The following is a 16547-nucleotide window of genomic DNA, read 5'->3' on the forward strand; positions in this document are numbered from 1 at the left end:
GGACGACGGAGCCGGCCGTCGGTCGCCGGGAGAGGAGCGGGGGAGCAGGATGCGCCGGATCGACGCGGACGCCGGACCGCGGGCCCGGGCCGAGGCCGTCCTGGCGGGCCTGGACGACGAGCAGCGGGCCGCCGCGCAGGCCGTCTCCGGCCCGGTGTGCATCCTCGCCGGCGCCGGCACCGGCAAGACCCGCACCATCACGCACCGCATCGCCTACGGCGTGCACACCGGGGTCTTCGTGCCCGAGCAGGTGCTCGCGGTCACCTTCACCGCGCGGGCCGCCGGAGAGCTGCGGGCCCGGCTCGCGGGGCTGGGCGTCGGCGGGGTCCAGGCGCGCACGTTCCACGCCGCGGCCATGCGGCAGCTGCGCTACTTCGCGCCACGGGTCCTCGGCGGCCCGATGCCCGGCTTGGTCGAGAACAAGCTGCGCCTCGTCGCGGCCGCGGCGTCGCGATCCCGGCTGACCACCGACCGCACCAGCCTGCGCGATCTGGCCGGTGAGATCGAGTGGGCCAAGACGACGCTGGCCACCCCCGAGGACTACCCGGCCCGGGCGCGGGCGGCCGGGCGGGAGCCCCCGTTCGAGGCGGCGGCGGTCGCCGCGGTCTACGGCAGCTACGAGTCGGCCAAGCAGCGCGACGGCGTCCTCGACTTCGAGGACCTGCTGCTGGTCACCGCCTACGCGCTGGAGGAGCATCCCGACGTCGCCCGCCAGGTGCGCGGCCAGTACCGGCACTTCGTCGTCGACGAGTACCAGGACGTCAACCCGCTGCAGCAGCGGCTGCTCGACGCGTGGCTCGGCGGTCGCGCCGAGGTCTGCGTCGTCGGCGACCCCAACCAGACCATCTACTCGTTCACCGGCGCCGACCCCGACTACCTGCTCGGCTTCGCCGACCGCTATCCCGACGCGCAGGTCGTCAAGCTGGAGCGCGACTACCGCTCCACCCCGCAGGTCGTCGGCCTGGCCAACCGGCTGATCGGCCAGGCGCCCCGGCGGAGGGGCCTGCCCGGGCTGCGACTGCTCGGCCAGCGCGCGCAGGGCCCCGAGCCGCGCTTCGCCGAGCACCCCGACGAGCCCGCCGAGGCCGCCGCCGTCGCGGCGCGCTGCCGGGCGCTCGTCGACGGCGGGACGCCGGCGGCCGAGATCGCCGTGCTGTTCCGCATCAACGCCCAGTCGGAGGTCTACGAGAACGCGCTCGCCGGTGCGGGCGTGCCCTACGTGCTCAGAGGCGGCGAACGGTTCTTCGAGCGGCCCGAGGTGCGCGAGGCCGTCGTCCTGCTCCGCGGCGCGGCCGCCGGCGGCAACGAGCCGGGCATGCTCGTGCCCGCCGTCCGCGACGTGCTGGCCTCGACCGGCTGGGTGGAGCACCGGCCGCCGCCCGGCGGCGCGGCTCGCGACCGCTGGCAGTCGCTGGCCGCGCTGGTCGACCTGGCCGTCGACCTGGTCGCGGAGAACCCGCAGCTGGACCTGGCCGGGTTCGTCGCCCACCTGGCCGAGCGTGCCGACGCGCAGCACGCCCCGACCGTGCAGGGCGTCACGCTCGCGTCCATGCACGCCGCCAAGGGCCTGGAGTGGGACGTCGTCTTCGTCGTCGGCCTGGTCGACGGCGTGGTGCCCATCGCCCAGTCGCTGTCCCGCCCGGAGGCGGTGGAGGAGGAGCGGCGGCTGCTCTACGTCGCCGTGACCCGCGCGCGGGAGCAGCTCGCGCTGTCCTGGTCGCTGGCCCGCAATCCCGGCGCCAAGCGCACGCGGCCGCGCAGCCGCTTCCTGACCGGGCTGGCGCCCGAGTCGGCGCCGACGGCCCCGCCGGCCCGCCGCGCCGGCAAGCGCGGGAAGGTCGTGCTCGAGGGCGAGGCGGGCGAGCTGTTCGAGCGGCTGCGCGCGTGGCGCAGCCAGGCGGCCCAGTCGGCCTCGGTGCCGGCCTACGTCGTCTTCACCGACGCCACGCTGCAGGCCATCGCCGAGACCCGCCCGGCCACCCTCCGCGAGCTCTCCGGGCTGCCGGGCGTCGGCGCGCGCAAGCTCGAGCTCTACGGCGAGGACGTGCTGGCCACGGTCGGCAGCTGACGGCCCCCGCGGTCCTTCGCGGAACCCGCCGCCGACCCGACCGGGGAGCCGCGCGACGGCGTGCCGCCCGGCGCGTCGGCACCTCGGGAGGACGCGGCCGTCAATTCGATTGACCCGCCTCCCGGGGCGGGTCCATAGTGGCCCGGCACGCGCGAGTTCCGCCCGCACCGACCCGGCCGACCGGCCGGGCCGCGCACGAGAGGAGGGGCGAGACATGATCAGCATGACGATTGCCATGCCGTCGACCGCCCCCACCGGCCCCGGTGCGGGCCGCGTCGCCGCGCGTCCCCTCGGCTCCGCCGTCCTGCGCGCCGGCTCGGCTCTCGCAGAGCGCGGTAGCGCCGGTACCCCGACCCGTCGGCGCGCGCCCGAAGCGTTCACCGCCCCGTTCCGGGGGACCGGTCTGCCCGTCGCCGGCCGCACCGTCGCCGGCCACACCGTCGACGTCCTGCCGGCGACCTGCACGGTCCCCGCCGACGTCCCGGCCCAGCAGCAGCCCATCACCTACACCGACCCCACCACCCTCGGGATCCACTCCCCGGGGAGACCGCAGAGCTAGCCGCTCGTCGGTCCTCCTCGAGGCCGCGGAACCCGAACCCGGGATCCGCGGCCTCTCGCTTTCCTCCGCGGCACCCGGCCCCGACCACCGGTCGGCGGGCCGTCCGCCGGCCGTCGCTGACGACGAGTACGAGGAGGAGCGGCAGTGCAGCAGACGATCGTCCGCCCGACGTCACACCGCCGAACCGGGCTCCCCCGGACCGGCGGCCCCACCCCGCGCCAGCCCAGGATCCCGACGGCACCCGCCCCGGTCCGGCGCCCGCTGCCGTGCCGGGCCGGCGACCCGGACCTGTGGTTCGGCGAGACACCGGCCCAGCTTGAGGAGGCCAAGGCGCGGTGCGGGTCCTGTCCCGTGCGGAACGCGTGCCTGGCCGGCGCGCTCGACCGGGGCGAGCCCTGGGGCGTCTGGGGCGGCGAGATCTTCGAGCGCGGCGTGGTCATCGCCCGCAAGCGGCCGCGGGGACGCCCGCGCAAGGTCGTCGCGGCATGACCCGACCGCAGACCTGGCCGCAGACCCCGCCCGGGACCCCGCCCGCCGACCGGCCCACCCCGGCCGGCTCCCCCCAACCGGACACCGACATCGATGACGCCGACATCCCCGCCGGTGCCGACATCCCCACCGACATCCCCACCGACATCCCCATGACCGCACCCGGAGGACCCGAGATGTTGCTCGAGACCGAACTGGCCCGCAGCCGCATGCGCGAGCTCGCGGAAGAGGCGCGGGCGGCCAGCCGCGCCCGGCGGCTGTACGTCGCGCGCCGCGCGGCCCGGCGCGCCGAACGCGCGACGCGCCGCGCCGCCCGCGCCAGCGCCGCCGTCTTCTGACGGCGGCGCCCCGGGCCGCGCCGGTGGCGGCGGCCCGCATCCCCGGACGACCCGGACCCGGGTCGTCCCGATCGAGGGCCGGGCGGCCGGCCCTCCCGACCGAGGCCGGGTCCGGACGCTCCCGGTGCGTCCGGACCCGGCCTCCTCGTCGCCACCGGCCGTGCCGCCCCGCCGCCCGTCGGGCGCCGGCGTGGTCGCACCGGTCGGCCCGGGAGGGCACGCTGGAACCGTGCCCTCGCCGGACCTCCAGTTCACGTGCCTCCGCTGCGGGCGCCGCGGCACCCCGGACGACGTCGCCACCGGCTGGTCGCTGTCGACGCCGCCGCGGCCGACCGGGTCGGACGCGCCGCGGGAGGAGACGGTCACCGCGCTGTGCCCGGCCTGCGCCCGGGACGCCGTCCGGGACCTGGAGGGGCGGCTCGACCCGTGATCCCGAGTCCCCGGCCCGGCCGGGAACTCACCCGACGAAGCCGGGCAGCCACTCCTCGATCACGCCGCGGAAGTCGCCCGCCGCGTCGAGCTGGCACAGCACGCCGATCGAGCCGATGGTCACCCGGTGGATGAGCAGGTAGGCGGGCGGCAGGTTGAGCTGCCGGCCGAGCCGGTTGGCCTCCGACCGGGGGTCGCCGATGCGCATGGCCTGCTCCTGCATCCAGGCGCGGGTGAAGTGGAAGTGCCGGCTGACGACCGGCTCGATGAGCGGCCGGATGTAGTCCAGCACGCCGACGGCGTCCACCTGCACCGACGGCAGGATGAACCCCTCGGCGCGCAGGTCGGCGAGGACGTCCTCGGCGCGCCCCTCCAGCGCCCAGCGCAGCAGCCGGCCGATCGGCTCCGGGTGCCCGTCGGGCAGCCGGGCCGTGGCGCCGAAGTCGATGACGCCGAGGCGGCCGTCGGCCAGCAGGCGGAAGTTGCCGGGGTGCGGGTCGGCGTGGAGCAACCCCGCCCGCTGCGGCCCGCTGAAGTGCAGCACCGCCAGCAGCCGGCCGGCACGGTCGCGCTGCTCGCGGCTGCCCTCGGCGATGATCCGCGACAGGGGAGTGCCCTCCAGCCACTCCGACACGATCACCTTCGGCGCGCTGGCCACCACCCGCGGGACGACGATCTGCTCGTCGCCGGCGTACGCGGCCGCGAAGGCGCGCTGCGCGTCGGCCTCCAGCCCGTAGTCCAGCTCCTCGACCACCCGGGCCTTGAGCTCGGCGATCAGCGGCTTGACGTCCAGGCCGGGGAAGAGCGCCGCGAACAGGCGTGCGAAGCGGGCGAGCTGGTTGAGGTCGGCCATCAGCGCGGTGGCGGCACCCGGATACTGGATCTTGACGGCGACGTCGCGGCCGTCGCGCCAGGTCGCCCGGTGCACCTGGCCGATGCTGGCCGCGGCGGCCGGCTGGTCGTCGAAGTGCCGGAAGCGTTGCCGCCACGTGCCGCCGAGCTGCTGGGACAGCACGGCGTGCACCGTGCGCACCGGCATCGGCGGCGCCTCCTCCTGCAGCTTGACCAGCGCCTCGCGGTAGGGCGCCGCCACCTCCTCGGGGACGGCGGCCTCGAACACCGAGAGCGTCTGGCCGAGCTTCATCGCGCCGCCCTTGAGCTGCCCGAGGACGGCGAACAGCTGTTCGGCGGTGCGCTGCTGCAGCTCGGCGGTCACGGCCTCGGCCGGGCGTCCGGACAGCCGTTTGCCGATGCCGAGGGTCGCCCGCCCCGCTGCACCGAGCGGGAGCGACGCGAGGCGGGCCGTCCGCGCGACCGACCCCCGCGGGATCACCGGTCCGTCGTCCGTCACGACTCCTCCTCGCCGGCGCCCTCGGCAGCGTCCTTCCTCAGCCGCGTCCGCCGCACTGGTGCGCCCGCGAGCCCGTGTCGGGGCTCATTGTCCCCCGTGGGCCTGCCGGACCGCCCGCAGTCGGCGATCGCAGGCCCCGGCGCCGCCCGGTCGGGGGACCGGGCCGTCGGCGATGACGCCGGGGACCGGGTCGTCGGCGGCCGGTCGTTCGGCCGGCGGAGGCGAGGGAGTGGCGTGGCGGCAGCCGCAGGCCGGGTGCGGTGGCCACCGGCGCAGCCGCGGCAGCAGGTCCGGCGGCCGCAGCTCGAGCGTCGCGTCGAGCACCGCGGGCGCGGCCGCCCGGTCGAGGTAGGCCAGCGCCTGGACGGCGGCCAGGGCGGCGGTCAGCAGGCAGGTCACGGTGGACCCGCTCGGCGGCTGCTCACCACCGGTCAGCTGGGCGGCCAGCACCGGCCAGGACGGGTCGGCATCGCGCCGGTGGAGGTCACCGCAGCGCAGGCAGCCCGTGGCACCGGGGACGACCAGCGGCCCGACGACGCCGGTCTGGCCGCGCACGGTCGCGACGAGGTGCGGCACACCGGCCCGGCGCAGACCGGCGACCAACGGGTCGGAGGCGGCCCACGGGCGGGCGAGCACCACCAGATCGGGCTCGGCACCGGCGGGCAGCGGGCGCAGGTCGGTCGACGGGTTGGCGCGCCGGACCGCGTCCGCCGCGGCCGGCGCCCGCGGCCGGCCCTCGTCAGCGGCGGTCAGCCCGCCGACCACCGCGTCACCGGCCGTGGTGGTCCCCGCGTCGCGGACGGTGACCCGGCCGACGCCGCTGGCGGCAAGCGCGGCGGCGAGCGGGACGCCGACCCGGGTGGCGCCCTCCACGACCACCGCGGCGGCGCGGCGCGCCTGCCAGGCGCGGCCGCCGGCGGGCACCGCAGCCGGCAGCTCGGGCGCGGTCCGCTCCGCGGCGGACGAGCCGGCGTCGGCCACCAGGAGGTCAGCCGGGTCCAGCTCCACCAGCAGCCCGACGGCGGTGAGCTCGCCGAGCAACTCCTCGACCGCCTCCGGCTCTGCGCCGGCGCGCAGCGCGTCGGCGACGACGGCCCGCCGGGACCGGCGCCCGTCGAGGCCGCGCAGCAGGGGTCCGACCCATCCGCCGGCGGCGGCGACGCGCAGGCCGTCGGTCGAGTCGACCCCGCCGATCCGGACCGTGCCGCCGCCCTCGGCCAGGACGGGCGTCGAGAGGGGCAGCAGCGGGTGGTTCGCGTCGCTCACGCCGGCCAGCCTCGCAGCGACGGCCCCGGCTCCGCCGGCTCCGTCCACAGGGCCGGGGCAGGCGGCCCCGTCCCGGGTCCCGCCCCGAGCGTGCGAGGGGTGGGGAGGACGGCGGCCTCTTTCAGGCCTTGCCGAGGATCCGGTTCATCCGGGTGCCGCACACCGGGCAGGTGCCCTGCGCCATGCGGCGGCCGGACTCGCTCACCTTGACCTCGCCGTCGAAGTCGCGCTTCTCCTTGCACTTCACGCAGTAGCCGTTGTAGCTCTCCGCCACGCCGCTCTCCTCGTCCGCCGGTGCGCCCGGCCCGCCGCCGGGTGCCACGGGCGAGGACGCTACCCGCGCGGTGGCCCAGCCCCGCGCCGTGCGCGAACCCTCCGCCCACACCTGTGGACGGTCCTGTGGACGGCATGGGGACGCGTCGGCGTGTCGCTGTGCGTCCGCGGGGGACGAGGTGGGGACGCGCGCCCGCGGACGGGGCGACACGCACTTCCACCTGCGCGGATACGGAACGGACTCGTCACCTGACGGTGCCGCGCGGCGCGCGCTGTCACCGGACGGGGCGCCTCGTGTCCACCATCCGTGCGGACGTGCACACGAGTGGGTGCCAGCGGACGACCGTGCCCGGCGCGATCCCTTACGGTGCTGCCGTGCTCGGACCCACTCCCGACGTCCCCCGTGCGCCCGAGGCGGCCGGTGTCCCGTCGTCCCGCCGACGGGTCGGCCGTGCGCTGCCCGCAGCCGGGAGCGGACCGGGGGGCGTTGGGGGGCAGCTCGGGGACGTCGAAGTGCGGCGCAGCGCGCGGCGGCGGCGCACGGTGACCGCCTACCGGGAGAGCGGGCGCACGGTCGTGCTCATCCCCGCGGCCTTCAGCCCGGCCGAGGAACGCCGGTGGGTGGCCCAGATGGTCGCGAAGCTGCAGACCCGCGAGGAGCGTCGCCGCCGGTCGCTCGGCAGCGACGAGGACCTCGTGGCCCGCGCCCGGGCGCTCTCGTCGGCGCACTTCGACGGCACCGCCCAGCCGGCCAGCGTGCGCTGGGTCGACAACCAGCAGCGGCGGTGGGGGTCCTGCACCCCGGCCGACCGCAGCATCCGGCTGTCGAGCCGGCTGCGGGCGATGCCGGAGTACGTCGTCGACTACGTGCTCGTGCACGAGCTGGCGCACCTGCTCGAACCCGGCCACGACGCGCGCTTCTGGGCGCTGGTGGCCCGCTACCCCAAGGCGGAGCGGGCCCGCGGCTTCCTGGAGGGCGTCGAGCAGGCCGCTGCGGCGGGCTCCTCCGGGTCGCCCGCCGGCGACCTCGTCGACTGACCGTCGGTCGGGCTCGGCCGACGCCGGCTCAGCTCCGGGGGGCGCCGCCCTCCGGAGCGGGCCCGTCGTCGTCCGCCGGGGCCTCCGGCGGTGCCGACGTGCCCGGGCTCCGCTCGGGGGTGTCGCCGGGCTCCGGGGCGTCGGGGCCGCCCTCCTCGGCGGTCAGCGCGGCGAGGGCGTCGTCCATGCCCTGGCGGGCGACGAAGTCCATCGGCTCGTCGAGATCGTGGGACGTCGGCAGCAGGTCGGGGTGCGACCACAGGCGGTCGCGGTCGGCGATGCCGTGCTGCTGGCCCAGCGCGGCCCAGACCGTCGCCGCGTCGCGCAGCCGGCGCGGCCGCAGCTGCAGGCCCACCAGGGACGCGAAGGTCTGCTCGGCCGGCCCGCCCGAGGCGCGGCGCCGCCGCATCGTCTCGGCCAGCGCGGCGGAGCCGGGCAGCCGCTCGCCGGCGGCGGCGGTCACGACCGTGTCCACCCAGCCCTCGACCAGCGCCAGCAGCGTCTCCAGCCGGCGCAGGGCCATCTGCTGCTCAGGTGTCTCCTCCGGTTCGAGCAGCCCGCTGCCGAGCAGCCGCTGGATGCTCTCCGGGTCGCTCGGGTCGATGCCGCCCATCCCGCCGGGGCCGCCCATCCCGCCCATCGCCTCGGCGATGCCGCGCTCGATCGCCTCGCGGTCGATGGTGATGCCCCGGGCGTAGGCGTGGACCGCGTCGAGCAGCTGCTGGCGCAGCCACGGCACGTGCCCGAACAGCCGCTGGGCGGCCGCCTCGCGCAGCGCGAGGAACAGGCGCACCTCGTCGGCCGGACGGTCGTGCCCGGCGGCGAACTCCGCGGCGTTCTGCGGGACCAGCACACCGGCGCCCGCGGGCGCGAGCGGGATCCCGACGTCGGTGCTGGTGAGCACCTCGTCGGCGAGCCGGCCGAGCGCCTGGCCGACCTGGGCGCCGAACATGAGGCCGCCCATCCGCCCCATGATCCCGGCCAGCGGGCCGGCCATCGCCGCCGCCTCGGCGGGCAGTGCCCCGGTCATGGCCGCGACCACCTTCTCGGCCAGCGGGTCGACCAGCGCGGCCCAGGCCGGCTGGGTCTGCTCCACCCACTCGACGCGGGACCACGCCAGCGGCCGGTCGATGCCCGACGGCAGCTCGGTGACCTCGTCCAGCCAGAGGTCGGCCAGCCGCAGCGCCTCCGCGACAGCGGTGCGCTCGGCCTCCGAGGTGGGCTGGTGGCCGGCGGCGAGCTGGCTGATCGCGCCCTGCCGGGCGAGGTCCCAGTTCACCGGCCCGCCCGACCAGCTCATCAGCTTCTGCAGCTCGGCGAACAGCGGCATCTTGCCGAGGAGGTCGTCCGGCGAGCCACCGCCGGCGGCGCCTCCGCCGAAGAGCGCGCCGAGGCCGAAGGGGTCGGCCGGCCCGGGGGTGCCCCCCTCGTCCCGGCGCTCGGGATCGCGGTCGGGGAGCCCGAAGCCGAACGGCAGGTCGCTCATGCGTCCACGGTAGACGCGTGATCACCGCCGGGGTGGGCCGCCTGCCCGCCGTCCGCTCCGGGCGGAACGGCGCCCGAGCGGGCGGAGGGCGGTCCGCACCGCCGGCCGGCGGCACCCGCCGGCGCGGGCGGCATAGGCTGGCCGGTCGTGACCGGGCCTGCGCGGTCACGGACAGCGTGCTGCGCGGCCACGGGGCACCGTGGGCACGGCTCCGACGATCGCCGGCGAGGAGGAGACGTGACGCGGCGGACCGCCGTCCTGACCGCAGCCTCGGTGCTGCTCGTGCTCTTCGGGCTGCTCGGCTCCGCCGTCCCGGTGCCGTACGTGGCGCAGATCCCCGGCCCGACCTACGACACGCTCGGTGACATCGACGGCGAACCGGTGATCAGCGTCAACGGCCGAGAGCGCGACGAGTCCGACGGCAACCTGAACTTCACCACCGTCTACGTCAGCCGCGGCGGGATCAGCCTCGTCCAGGCCATCCGCGGCTGGTTCGACGACGAGACCAGCATCGTGCCGGAGGAGACGGTGTACCCGCCCGACCTCACGCCGGAGCAGACGCGGGAGGCCAACCGGGAGGCGTTCCTCACCTCCGGCCAGGCGGCGGAGGCGGTGGCGATGGAGCACCTGGGGTACCCGGAGAAGGTGGTCGTCGCCGGGCTCGCCGACGACTCGCCGTCCGAGGGGCTGCTGGAGGAGGGCGACGCGGTCGAGGCCGTGGACGGCCGCCCGACGCCCGACCTCGACACGCTGACCGAGGTGCTGACCTCGATCCCGGCCGGCACGGAGGTCGAGGTCCGGTACACCCGGCTGGGCGAACCGGGCGCGGCCACCATCACCACCGGTGCCGCCGAGGAGCGGCAGGGATCGCTGCTCGGGGTGACGGTCCGCCAGGTGCCCTCGGCTCCCTTCGACGTCGACGTCCAGGCGGAGAAGGTGGGCGGCCCGTCGGCCGGCCTGATGCTGACCCTGGGCATCATCGACGTGCTCAGCGAGGAGGACCTCACCGGCGGTGCCCTGGTCGCCGGCAGCGGCACCATCGACGCCGACGGCACCGTCGGCCCGATCGGCGGTATCGGGCTGAAGATGGTCGCCGCCGACGACGCCGGTGCCGAGCTGTTCCTCGTGCCCGAGGCCAACTGCGAGGAGGCGCTGCTGGCCGACCGGCCGGGACTGCGCACCGCCCGGGTGGCCACCCTCGACGACGCCCTGCAGGCCCTGGAGGACCTCCGGGCCGGGGAGGCGCCCACCCCGTGCTGATCGCCGGCGCCGCCGGCCGGGAACCCCTCGCCGCCCGGCGCGTTGTGGAGGGGGAACCGCCGTCCCGGAGGACGGCCGGCGCCGACGCCCCGGCTCGGACGACGACCCGACCGCTCCCGGTCGACCGGAGCGCGGCCCCGCCCGCGCCTAGCACCTGAAGGAGACCGCTCGTGGCCATGCGGCCCCCCGTGTCGGTACCGACGCTGTCGCGACGCGCGAAGCTGGTCATCGGGGCCATCGCCGTGCTGCTCGTGCTGTTCACGGCGATCGGCACCCTCACCAACGTCTACGTCGACTACCTGTGGTTCGACGAGACCGGCTTCACCGAGGTGTTCTGGACCGAGCTCCAGACCCGCCTGCTGCTGTTCGCCGTGGCCGGCGTGGCCACCGGCGGCCTGGTGGCACTGGCGGTCTACCTCGCCTACCGCTTCCGGCCGACGTTCCGGCCGATGTCGCTCGAGCAGCAGAACCTGGAGCGCTACCGCCAGTCGCTCGAGCCGCGCCGCGGCCTGGTGCTCACCGGCGTCGGCGTCGTCCTCGGACTGTTCGCCGGATTCACCGCGCAGGGCAGCTGGGAGACCTGGCTCACCTACCGCAACGGCACCGACTTCGGCCGGGACGACCCGCAGTTCGGGCTGGACATCTCGTTCTTCGTCTTCGACTACCCCTTCTACCGGCTGGTGCTGGGCTTCGGCTTCGCCATCGTGCTGCTGGCGCTCATCGGCTCGGTGCTCACCCACTACGTGTTCGGCGGGCTGCGGCTGCAGACGCCCGGGCAGAAGCTCACCGCCGCGGCGCGGGTCCAGCTGTCGGTGCTGCTGGGCGTGTTCGTGGCGCTCAAGGCCGTCGCCTACTGGCTCGACCGCTACGGGCTGGTCTACTCCGACCGCGGTGACGTCTTCACCGGCGCCAGCTACACCGACGTCAACGCGCTGCTGGTGCCCAAGACGATCCTCGTGTTCGTCGCCGCCGCGTGCGCGCTGGCGTTCTTCGCGAACATCGTCGTCCGCAACTTCGTGCTGCCGGCCATGGCCCTGGTGCTGCTGCTGGTCTCCAGCCTGGTCATCGGCGTGGCCTACCCGGCGATCGTGCAGCAGTTCGTCGTCCGGCCCAGCGCCGACCAGCGGGAGGCGCCCTACATCGAGCGGGCCATCGGGTCGACGCTGGACGCCTACAACCTCTCCGACGTCGACTACATCCAGTACGCGCAGAGCTCCGAGGGCTCCGAGGTCGACCCCGAGGTCGTGGTGGCCGACCTGCGCAACGACACCGAGACCATCCCGAACGCGCGGCTGCTGGACCCCAACGTGCTGTCGGACACGTTCACGGCGCGCCAGCAGATCCGCAACGTGTACGGCTTCCCGGAGAAGCTGGACATCGACCGCTACACGGTCGACGGGCAGACCCAGGACTACGTCGTCGCCGTCCGCGAGCTCGACAGCGCCAGCCTGTCGGACAACCAGTCGTCGTGGATCAACCGGCACACCGTGTTCACCCACGGCAACGGCTTCGTGGCCGCACCGGCCAACGAGGTCATCGCCGGTCAGGAGGGCGGCGAGCCCAACTTCACGACCGGTGACCTGCCCACCACCGGCAACATCGACGTCGAGCAGGCGCGGATCTACTACGGCGAGCTGATGGAGGACTACTCCGTGGTGGGCGCCCCGGAGGGGGCCGAGCCGCGTGAGTTCGACCTGCCCGAGGGCGGCTCGGACGAGCGGCAGATCAACAACACCTACGACGGCGAGGGCGGCGTCGAGATCGGCAGCTTCTTCCGCCAGCTGACCTACGCCATCTACTACCGGGAGCGGAACTTCCTGCTCTCCGGCGCGGTGAACGAGGCCTCGAAGGTGCTCTACGTCCGCGACCCGCTGGCCCGCGTGGAGAAGGCCGCGCCGTTCCTCCAGGTCGACGGCGACCCGTACCCGGCGGTCATCGGCGGCAGGGTCAGCTGGATCCTCGACGCCTACACGACCTCGGACGCCTACCCGTACTCCGAGCTCATGGAGCTGGGCGAGGCGGCCTCGGACGCGCTGACCGGCACCGGCACGACGGCGCTGCCCGACGAGCTGATCAACTACATCCGCAACTCGGTGAAGGCGACCGTCGACGCCTACGACGGCACGGTGACCCTCTACGAGTGGGACCAGCAGGACCCGGTGCTGAAGACCTTCATGAAGGCCTTCCCGGGCGTGATCACGCCGCGCGAAGAGATGCCCGAAGAGCTGGTCGACCACGTCCGGTACCCGGAGGACCTGTTCAAGGTGCAGCGGGAGATCCTGACCCGCTACCACGTGGAGGACCCGGTCGACTTCTACAACCAGAGCGACCGCTGGCAGGTCTCGGCCGACCCGACGCAGAGCAACGCGACCGAGCAGGACCAGCCGCCGTACTACATCCTGGCGCAGCGGCCCGGCGACGAGCGGGCGAGCTTCCAGCTCACCAGCGCGCTCAACGCGTTCCGGCGCGACAACCTGTCGGCGTTCGTCTCGGCATCGAGCGCGCCGGACACCTACGGCGAGATCCAGGTGCTGGAGCTGCCGGGCAACACGCCGTTCCGCGGGCCGCGCCAGGTGCAGAACGCCTTCCTGACCAACAACCAGGTGCGGCCGGACCTCACGCTGTTCAACAGCGAGAACTCCAGCGCGGTGTTCGGGAACCTGCTGACCCTGCCGATCGGCGGTGACGGCCTGCTCTACGTCGAGCCGCTGTACGTGCGCGGGTCGGGGGAGAACTCCTTCCCGCTGCTGCAGAAGGTGCTGGTCAACTTCGCCGACCGGATCGGCTACGCCGACACCCTGTCCGAGGCGCTCGACCAGGTCTTCGGCGCGGGGGTGGGCGAGCAGGCCACCGATGCCGACAACGTCGCCGACACCGCCACGGACGACGCCCAGCCGAGCCCCACCCCCGACGCCCCGGCGACCGAGGCGCCGGCCGACGGGGGCGAGGCCGCGCCCAGCCCCGACCTGGCGCAGGCGATCGCCGACATCAACGCCGCGCTCGCCGCGCTCGAGGAGGCCCAGCGCAACGGCGACTTCGCGGCGCAGGGCCAGGCACTGGAGGACCTGCAGGCGGCGACCGAGGCCTACCAGCAGATCCAGCCGGGTGGCCCGCCGGCGGCGGCGTCCCCGACCGGCTGACCCGCGCCGGGGTCGGGGGGGCACCGGAACCGGCGCCCCCCGACCCCGCGGGGCTGGTACAGTGGAACCACCGACGCGGGGTGGAGCAGCTCGGTAGCTCGCTGGGCTCATAACCCAGAGGTCGCAGGTTCGAATCCTGCCCCCGCTACTTCCCGACGAGGGCCAGCGCAACCGCGCTGGCCCTCGTCGCATCTGACGGCGAGACGTCCTCGCCCCCTGACGGGTCACTTCTGCGAGCACCGCCCGGGGCGATCCAGCAACGGCACGTATCCCCCGTTCAGCGCCCGTCGGAGCGTGCGCCGTCGACCCGTCTCACTGTCGATGTCAGGTCACCGTGAGCCGCGCTCGTGAACGGCGTCGTCCCTCGGACGGCGGGAGCCACCACACGTGGCGGCTCATGACGCTGCGACCCTGCGCGCCGACGCCCGGGTGGTCGAGGCCTCCTCGCAGCCTGCCGGGGGCGCGGGGATGGTCCTCCGCGCAGCCTCGGGGGAGGGTGCCCGTGCCGGTGTCCGTCGGGCGCCGGCCCAGACGAGAGGGGTGCGGCATGCCTCGGGTGGCGATCGTGACCGGAGGGGCGTCCGGCATCGGGCGTGCGCTGGGTGCGGCGCTCGTGCGGCGAGGGGACGACGTGGTGCTCGCCGACGTCGACGGCGGTGCCGCCACCGATGTCGCCGAGCAGCTCACCGCCCTCGGCCCCGGCACGGCTTCGGCGGCCGGCATCGACGTGCGCGAGGCGGCGGCGGTCACCACGTTGGTCACCGGCACCGTGGACAGGCGCGGCCGGCTGGACCTGATGTTCAACAACGCCGGCGTCGGGATGGGCGGCCCCGCCGAGGAGTTGACGCTGGCGCACTGGGAGCGGGCCATCGACGTCAATCTGCGCGGGGTGGTGCACGGGGTGCACGCGGCCTACCCGGTGATGGTCCGGCAGGGGTCCGGGCACATCGTGAACACCGCCTCCCTCGCCGGCTTGCTGCCCGCACCGGGGTCCGCGCCGTACGGCACGACGAAGTGGGCCGTGGTCGGGCTCTCGCTGAGCCTGCGCGGCGAGGGCGCGGCCCGGGGGGTCAAGGTCAGCGTGGTCTGCCCAGGTGGTGTGGACACCCCGATCCTGGACAAGGGCATGTCGCCGGACCTGCCCCGCGTGCCCGGCGCCGAGGGCGTGGACGCCCGCGCGCTCGTCACCAGGATGAGCGGAGGGCGGCTCTACAGCGCCGACGCCCTGGCGCTCGACGTTCTCCGGGGTGTCGACCGGAACCGGGCGGTCATCGTCGCACCTCGGCAGGCGCGCATCCCGTGGTGGCTGATGCGTCTGTCCCCGTCGCTGCTGATGCGCCTCGGTGCAGCGATGGCCGCGCGGGACCCGGACCTCGTGCGGATCCGACGCGGCCGGGTCGCCGCGCCGAGGACCGACGTGACCGCCGAGGAGTTGCCGCACCCGGCCGAGAGAGGCCCACCCCGTTGACCGAAGCGGCCAACCCGCCGGACGAGATGCTGCGGAGGGCCCGATCGCGCCGGCGCCGATCGACGACCGACCTCCGTGCTCCCGCACGCCCAGCCAGCAGCCGCCGATGTCGGCCGGCGCGGCCAGGAGAACGCAGGAGCCCGCGGGCCGTCATCTGGTGCCGGCCGGGCCGCGGAGTTGTCGGCGCCGGTCGTCGTCGTCCTCCAACCCCCACCATTCGACGATCCGGCCACCGCGGACGGTGAACCAGTAGACCTCGCGGACGTCGCGGAAGGCCCGGCCGGTGGGCGGTCCGCCCCTCCACGGCCCGGTGTGCGTGCCCGAGCAGCGGAACTCTCCGACGACCGTGTCGCCCTCGCCGACCAGGGCGACGGTCTCCATCCGCACGTCGGGGAAAGCGATCCGGAACGGCGCCACCCAGTCCTTCGCCGCCTTCGCGATCTCCGGCGCGTAGAGCTCGTCGATCGCGTCGAGGTCGCCGCCGTTGATGACCTCGGCGACAGCGCGGGCGACCAGCAGCTTGTTCTCCTCGGCGCTCACCCGCGCCGCCGGCGTCCGGTCGGGCCTGTGCAGCCGACGGTCGCAGCGGCGTGCCGCACCGCACGGGCGGCCGTCGCGTCACCGGGGCGGCCGGGGCAGCCGGTCATGCCGACGCCCTGACGACGGGCAGGCCGGCGGCCGCCCACTCCGGCAGCCCGTCGACCAGCCGCAGCGCCGGCCGGCCGGCGGCCGCCAGGGCGCGCACGGCGGCGTCGGCGTAGGCGCACAGCGGCCCGCGGCAGTACGCCACGACCGGCCGGCCGGCGGGCAGGTCGGCCAGCCGGGCCCCGAGCTCGTCGGGCGGGACGTTGACCGCGTCGGGCAGGTGACCGGCGGCGTACTCGGCCGGCGGCCGGACGTCGAGGACGACGACCTCCCCGGCTCGCATCCGCGCCAGCAGCTCCTCGCGGCTGATCGTGACCAGGTGCGACCGGTCGCCGAGGTAGCCGGCGGCCAGGTCGTCGACCCGGGCCACGTGCTCGTGGGCGACCTCGCGCATCGCCCGCCACAGCGCGCCGACCGCCTCGCTGGTCAGCGAGTAGCGCACCCGCGGGCCGTCGCGCCGGGTGCGGACCAGCCCGGCGCGCAACAGGAACTGCAGGTGCTGGCTGGTGTTCGCCACGGACTGACCGATCTCGCCGGCCAGCTCCTCCACACAGCGCTCGCCCTGGGCGAGGACGTCGACCAACTCGGCCCGACGCCCGTTGCCCAACGCCTTCCCGACCGAGGCCAGGGCCTCGTACAGCGCGTCCTTCGCCTGCCGATCCCCCACGTCAGCCCCTTGTTCAAGCGATCGCTTGACAGCGTACGCGGCCCGCGACATCGTTCGAGCATCCCTCGAC

15 protein-coding genes and 1 tRNA gene are annotated in these 16547 nt (G+C 75.4%); 10 read left to right on the forward strand and 6 right to left on the reverse strand.

Features of this window, described 5'->3' with window-relative positions; genetic code table 11:
• The first annotated feature begins 49 nt into the window (after positions 1–49).
• From OF117_RS04745 to OF117_RS04765, 5 genes are all read left to right on the forward strand, one after another.
• Positions 50–2068, forward strand: a complete 2019-nt coding sequence (locus tag OF117_RS04745) for an ATP-dependent helicase (protein ID WP_263551655.1) — start codon at positions 50–52, stop codon at positions 2066–2068.
• Positions 2069–2282: 214 nt separating this feature from the next.
• Positions 2283–2627: a hypothetical protein gene (locus OF117_RS04750; RefSeq protein WP_263551656.1), complete on the forward strand. Its 345-nt coding sequence runs from the start codon at positions 2283–2285 to the stop codon at positions 2625–2627.
• Positions 2628–2771: 144 nt separating this feature from the next.
• Complete coding sequence (locus tag OF117_RS04755) at positions 2772–3116, forward strand: WhiB family transcriptional regulator (protein ID WP_411969412.1); 345 nt, start codon at positions 2772–2774, stop codon at positions 3114–3116.
• Positions 3113–3454, forward strand: coding sequence for a hypothetical protein (locus OF117_RS04760; RefSeq protein WP_263551657.1), 342 nt, complete (start codon positions 3113–3115; stop codon positions 3452–3454). The genes OF117_RS04755 and OF117_RS04760 overlap by 4 nt, the downstream gene beginning before the upstream one ends.
• A 229-nt stretch (positions 3455–3683) precedes the next feature.
• Positions 3684–3884, forward strand: coding sequence for a hypothetical protein (locus OF117_RS04765; RefSeq protein ID WP_263551658.1), 201 nt, complete (start codon positions 3684–3686; stop codon positions 3882–3884).
• 27 nt (positions 3885–3911) lie between these two features.
• Here the strand turns inward: OF117_RS04765 and OF117_RS04770 are convergent, their stop codons facing one another.
• The 3 genes from OF117_RS04770 to OF117_RS04780 all read right to left on the reverse strand — a co-directional run bounded on the left by OF117_RS04770 (position 3912) and on the right by OF117_RS04780 (position 6822).
• The gene (locus tag OF117_RS04770) at positions 3912–5234 is read right to left on the reverse strand and encodes an ABC1 kinase family protein (RefSeq protein WP_263551659.1); all 1323 of its coding nucleotides are present in this window, start codon (positions 5232–5234) and stop codon (positions 3912–3914) included.
• An 84-nt stretch (positions 5235–5318) separates the two neighbouring features.
• Positions 5319–6500 (reverse strand): ThiF family adenylyltransferase, encoded by a 1182-nt coding sequence (locus OF117_RS04775; RefSeq protein WP_263551660.1) that lies wholly within the window; start codon positions 6498–6500, stop codon positions 5319–5321.
• A 121-nt stretch (positions 6501–6621) separates the two neighbouring features.
• Positions 6622–6822, reverse strand: coding sequence for a DUF5679 domain-containing protein (locus OF117_RS04780; RefSeq protein WP_263551661.1), 201 nt, complete (start codon positions 6820–6822; stop codon positions 6622–6624).
• Positions 6823–7286: 464 nt separating this feature from the next.
• Here OF117_RS04780 and OF117_RS04785 point away from each other — a divergent pair, with 464 nt between their 5' ends.
• Entirely contained in the window at positions 7287–7811 is a 525-nt protein-coding gene (locus OF117_RS04785) for a M48 family metallopeptidase (RefSeq protein WP_263551662.1), read from the forward strand.
• 28 nt (positions 7812–7839) lie between these two features.
• On the opposite strand, the gene OF117_RS04790 is transcribed toward OF117_RS04785, so the two are convergent.
• The gene (locus OF117_RS04790) at positions 7840–9297 is read right to left on the reverse strand and encodes a zinc-dependent metalloprotease (RefSeq protein ID WP_263551663.1); all 1458 of its coding nucleotides are present in this window, start codon (positions 9295–9297) and stop codon (positions 7840–7842) included.
• A gap of 237 nt (positions 9298–9534) precedes the next feature.
• Between OF117_RS04790 and OF117_RS04795 the strand changes: the two genes are divergently transcribed.
• From OF117_RS04795 to OF117_RS04810, 4 genes are all read left to right on the forward strand, one after another.
• The gene (locus OF117_RS04795) at positions 9535–10557 is read left to right on the forward strand and encodes a PDZ domain-containing protein (RefSeq protein ID WP_263551664.1); all 1023 of its coding nucleotides are present in this window, start codon (positions 9535–9537) and stop codon (positions 10555–10557) included.
• 176 nt (positions 10558–10733) lie between these two features.
• Complete coding sequence (locus tag OF117_RS04800) at positions 10734–13697, forward strand: UPF0182 family protein (RefSeq protein ID WP_263551982.1); 2964 nt, start codon at positions 10734–10736, stop codon at positions 13695–13697.
• 74 nt (positions 13698–13771) lie between these two features.
• Positions 13772–13845 (forward strand) — tRNA-Met (locus OF117_RS04805).
• A gap of 417 nt (positions 13846–14262) precedes the next feature.
• Positions 14263–15165 (forward strand): SDR family NAD(P)-dependent oxidoreductase, encoded by a 903-nt coding sequence (locus tag OF117_RS04810; protein WP_263551665.1) that lies wholly within the window; start codon positions 14263–14265, stop codon positions 15163–15165.
• A gap of 150 nt (positions 15166–15315) precedes the next feature.
• Here OF117_RS04810 and OF117_RS04815 read toward each other — a convergent pair whose 3' ends face one another.
• Both OF117_RS04815 and OF117_RS04820 read right to left on the reverse strand, forming a co-directional pair.
• Positions 15316–15705 carry an ester cyclase gene (locus OF117_RS04815; RefSeq protein WP_263551666.1) on the reverse strand — a complete coding sequence of 130 codons (390 nt, stop codon included), beginning with the start codon at positions 15703–15705 and terminating at the stop codon, positions 15316–15318.
• 103 nt (positions 15706–15808) lie between these two features.
• The gene (locus OF117_RS04820; RefSeq protein WP_263551667.1) at positions 15809–16477 is read right to left on the reverse strand and encodes an ArsR/SmtB family transcription factor; all 669 of its coding nucleotides are present in this window, start codon (positions 16475–16477) and stop codon (positions 15809–15811) included.
• Positions 16478–16547: the final 70 nt, after the last annotated feature.

It is taken from the genome of Geodermatophilus sp. YIM 151500 (assembly GCF_025716945.1).
Classification (GTDB): Bacteria; Actinomycetota; Actinomycetes; order Mycobacteriales; family Geodermatophilaceae; genus YIM-151500.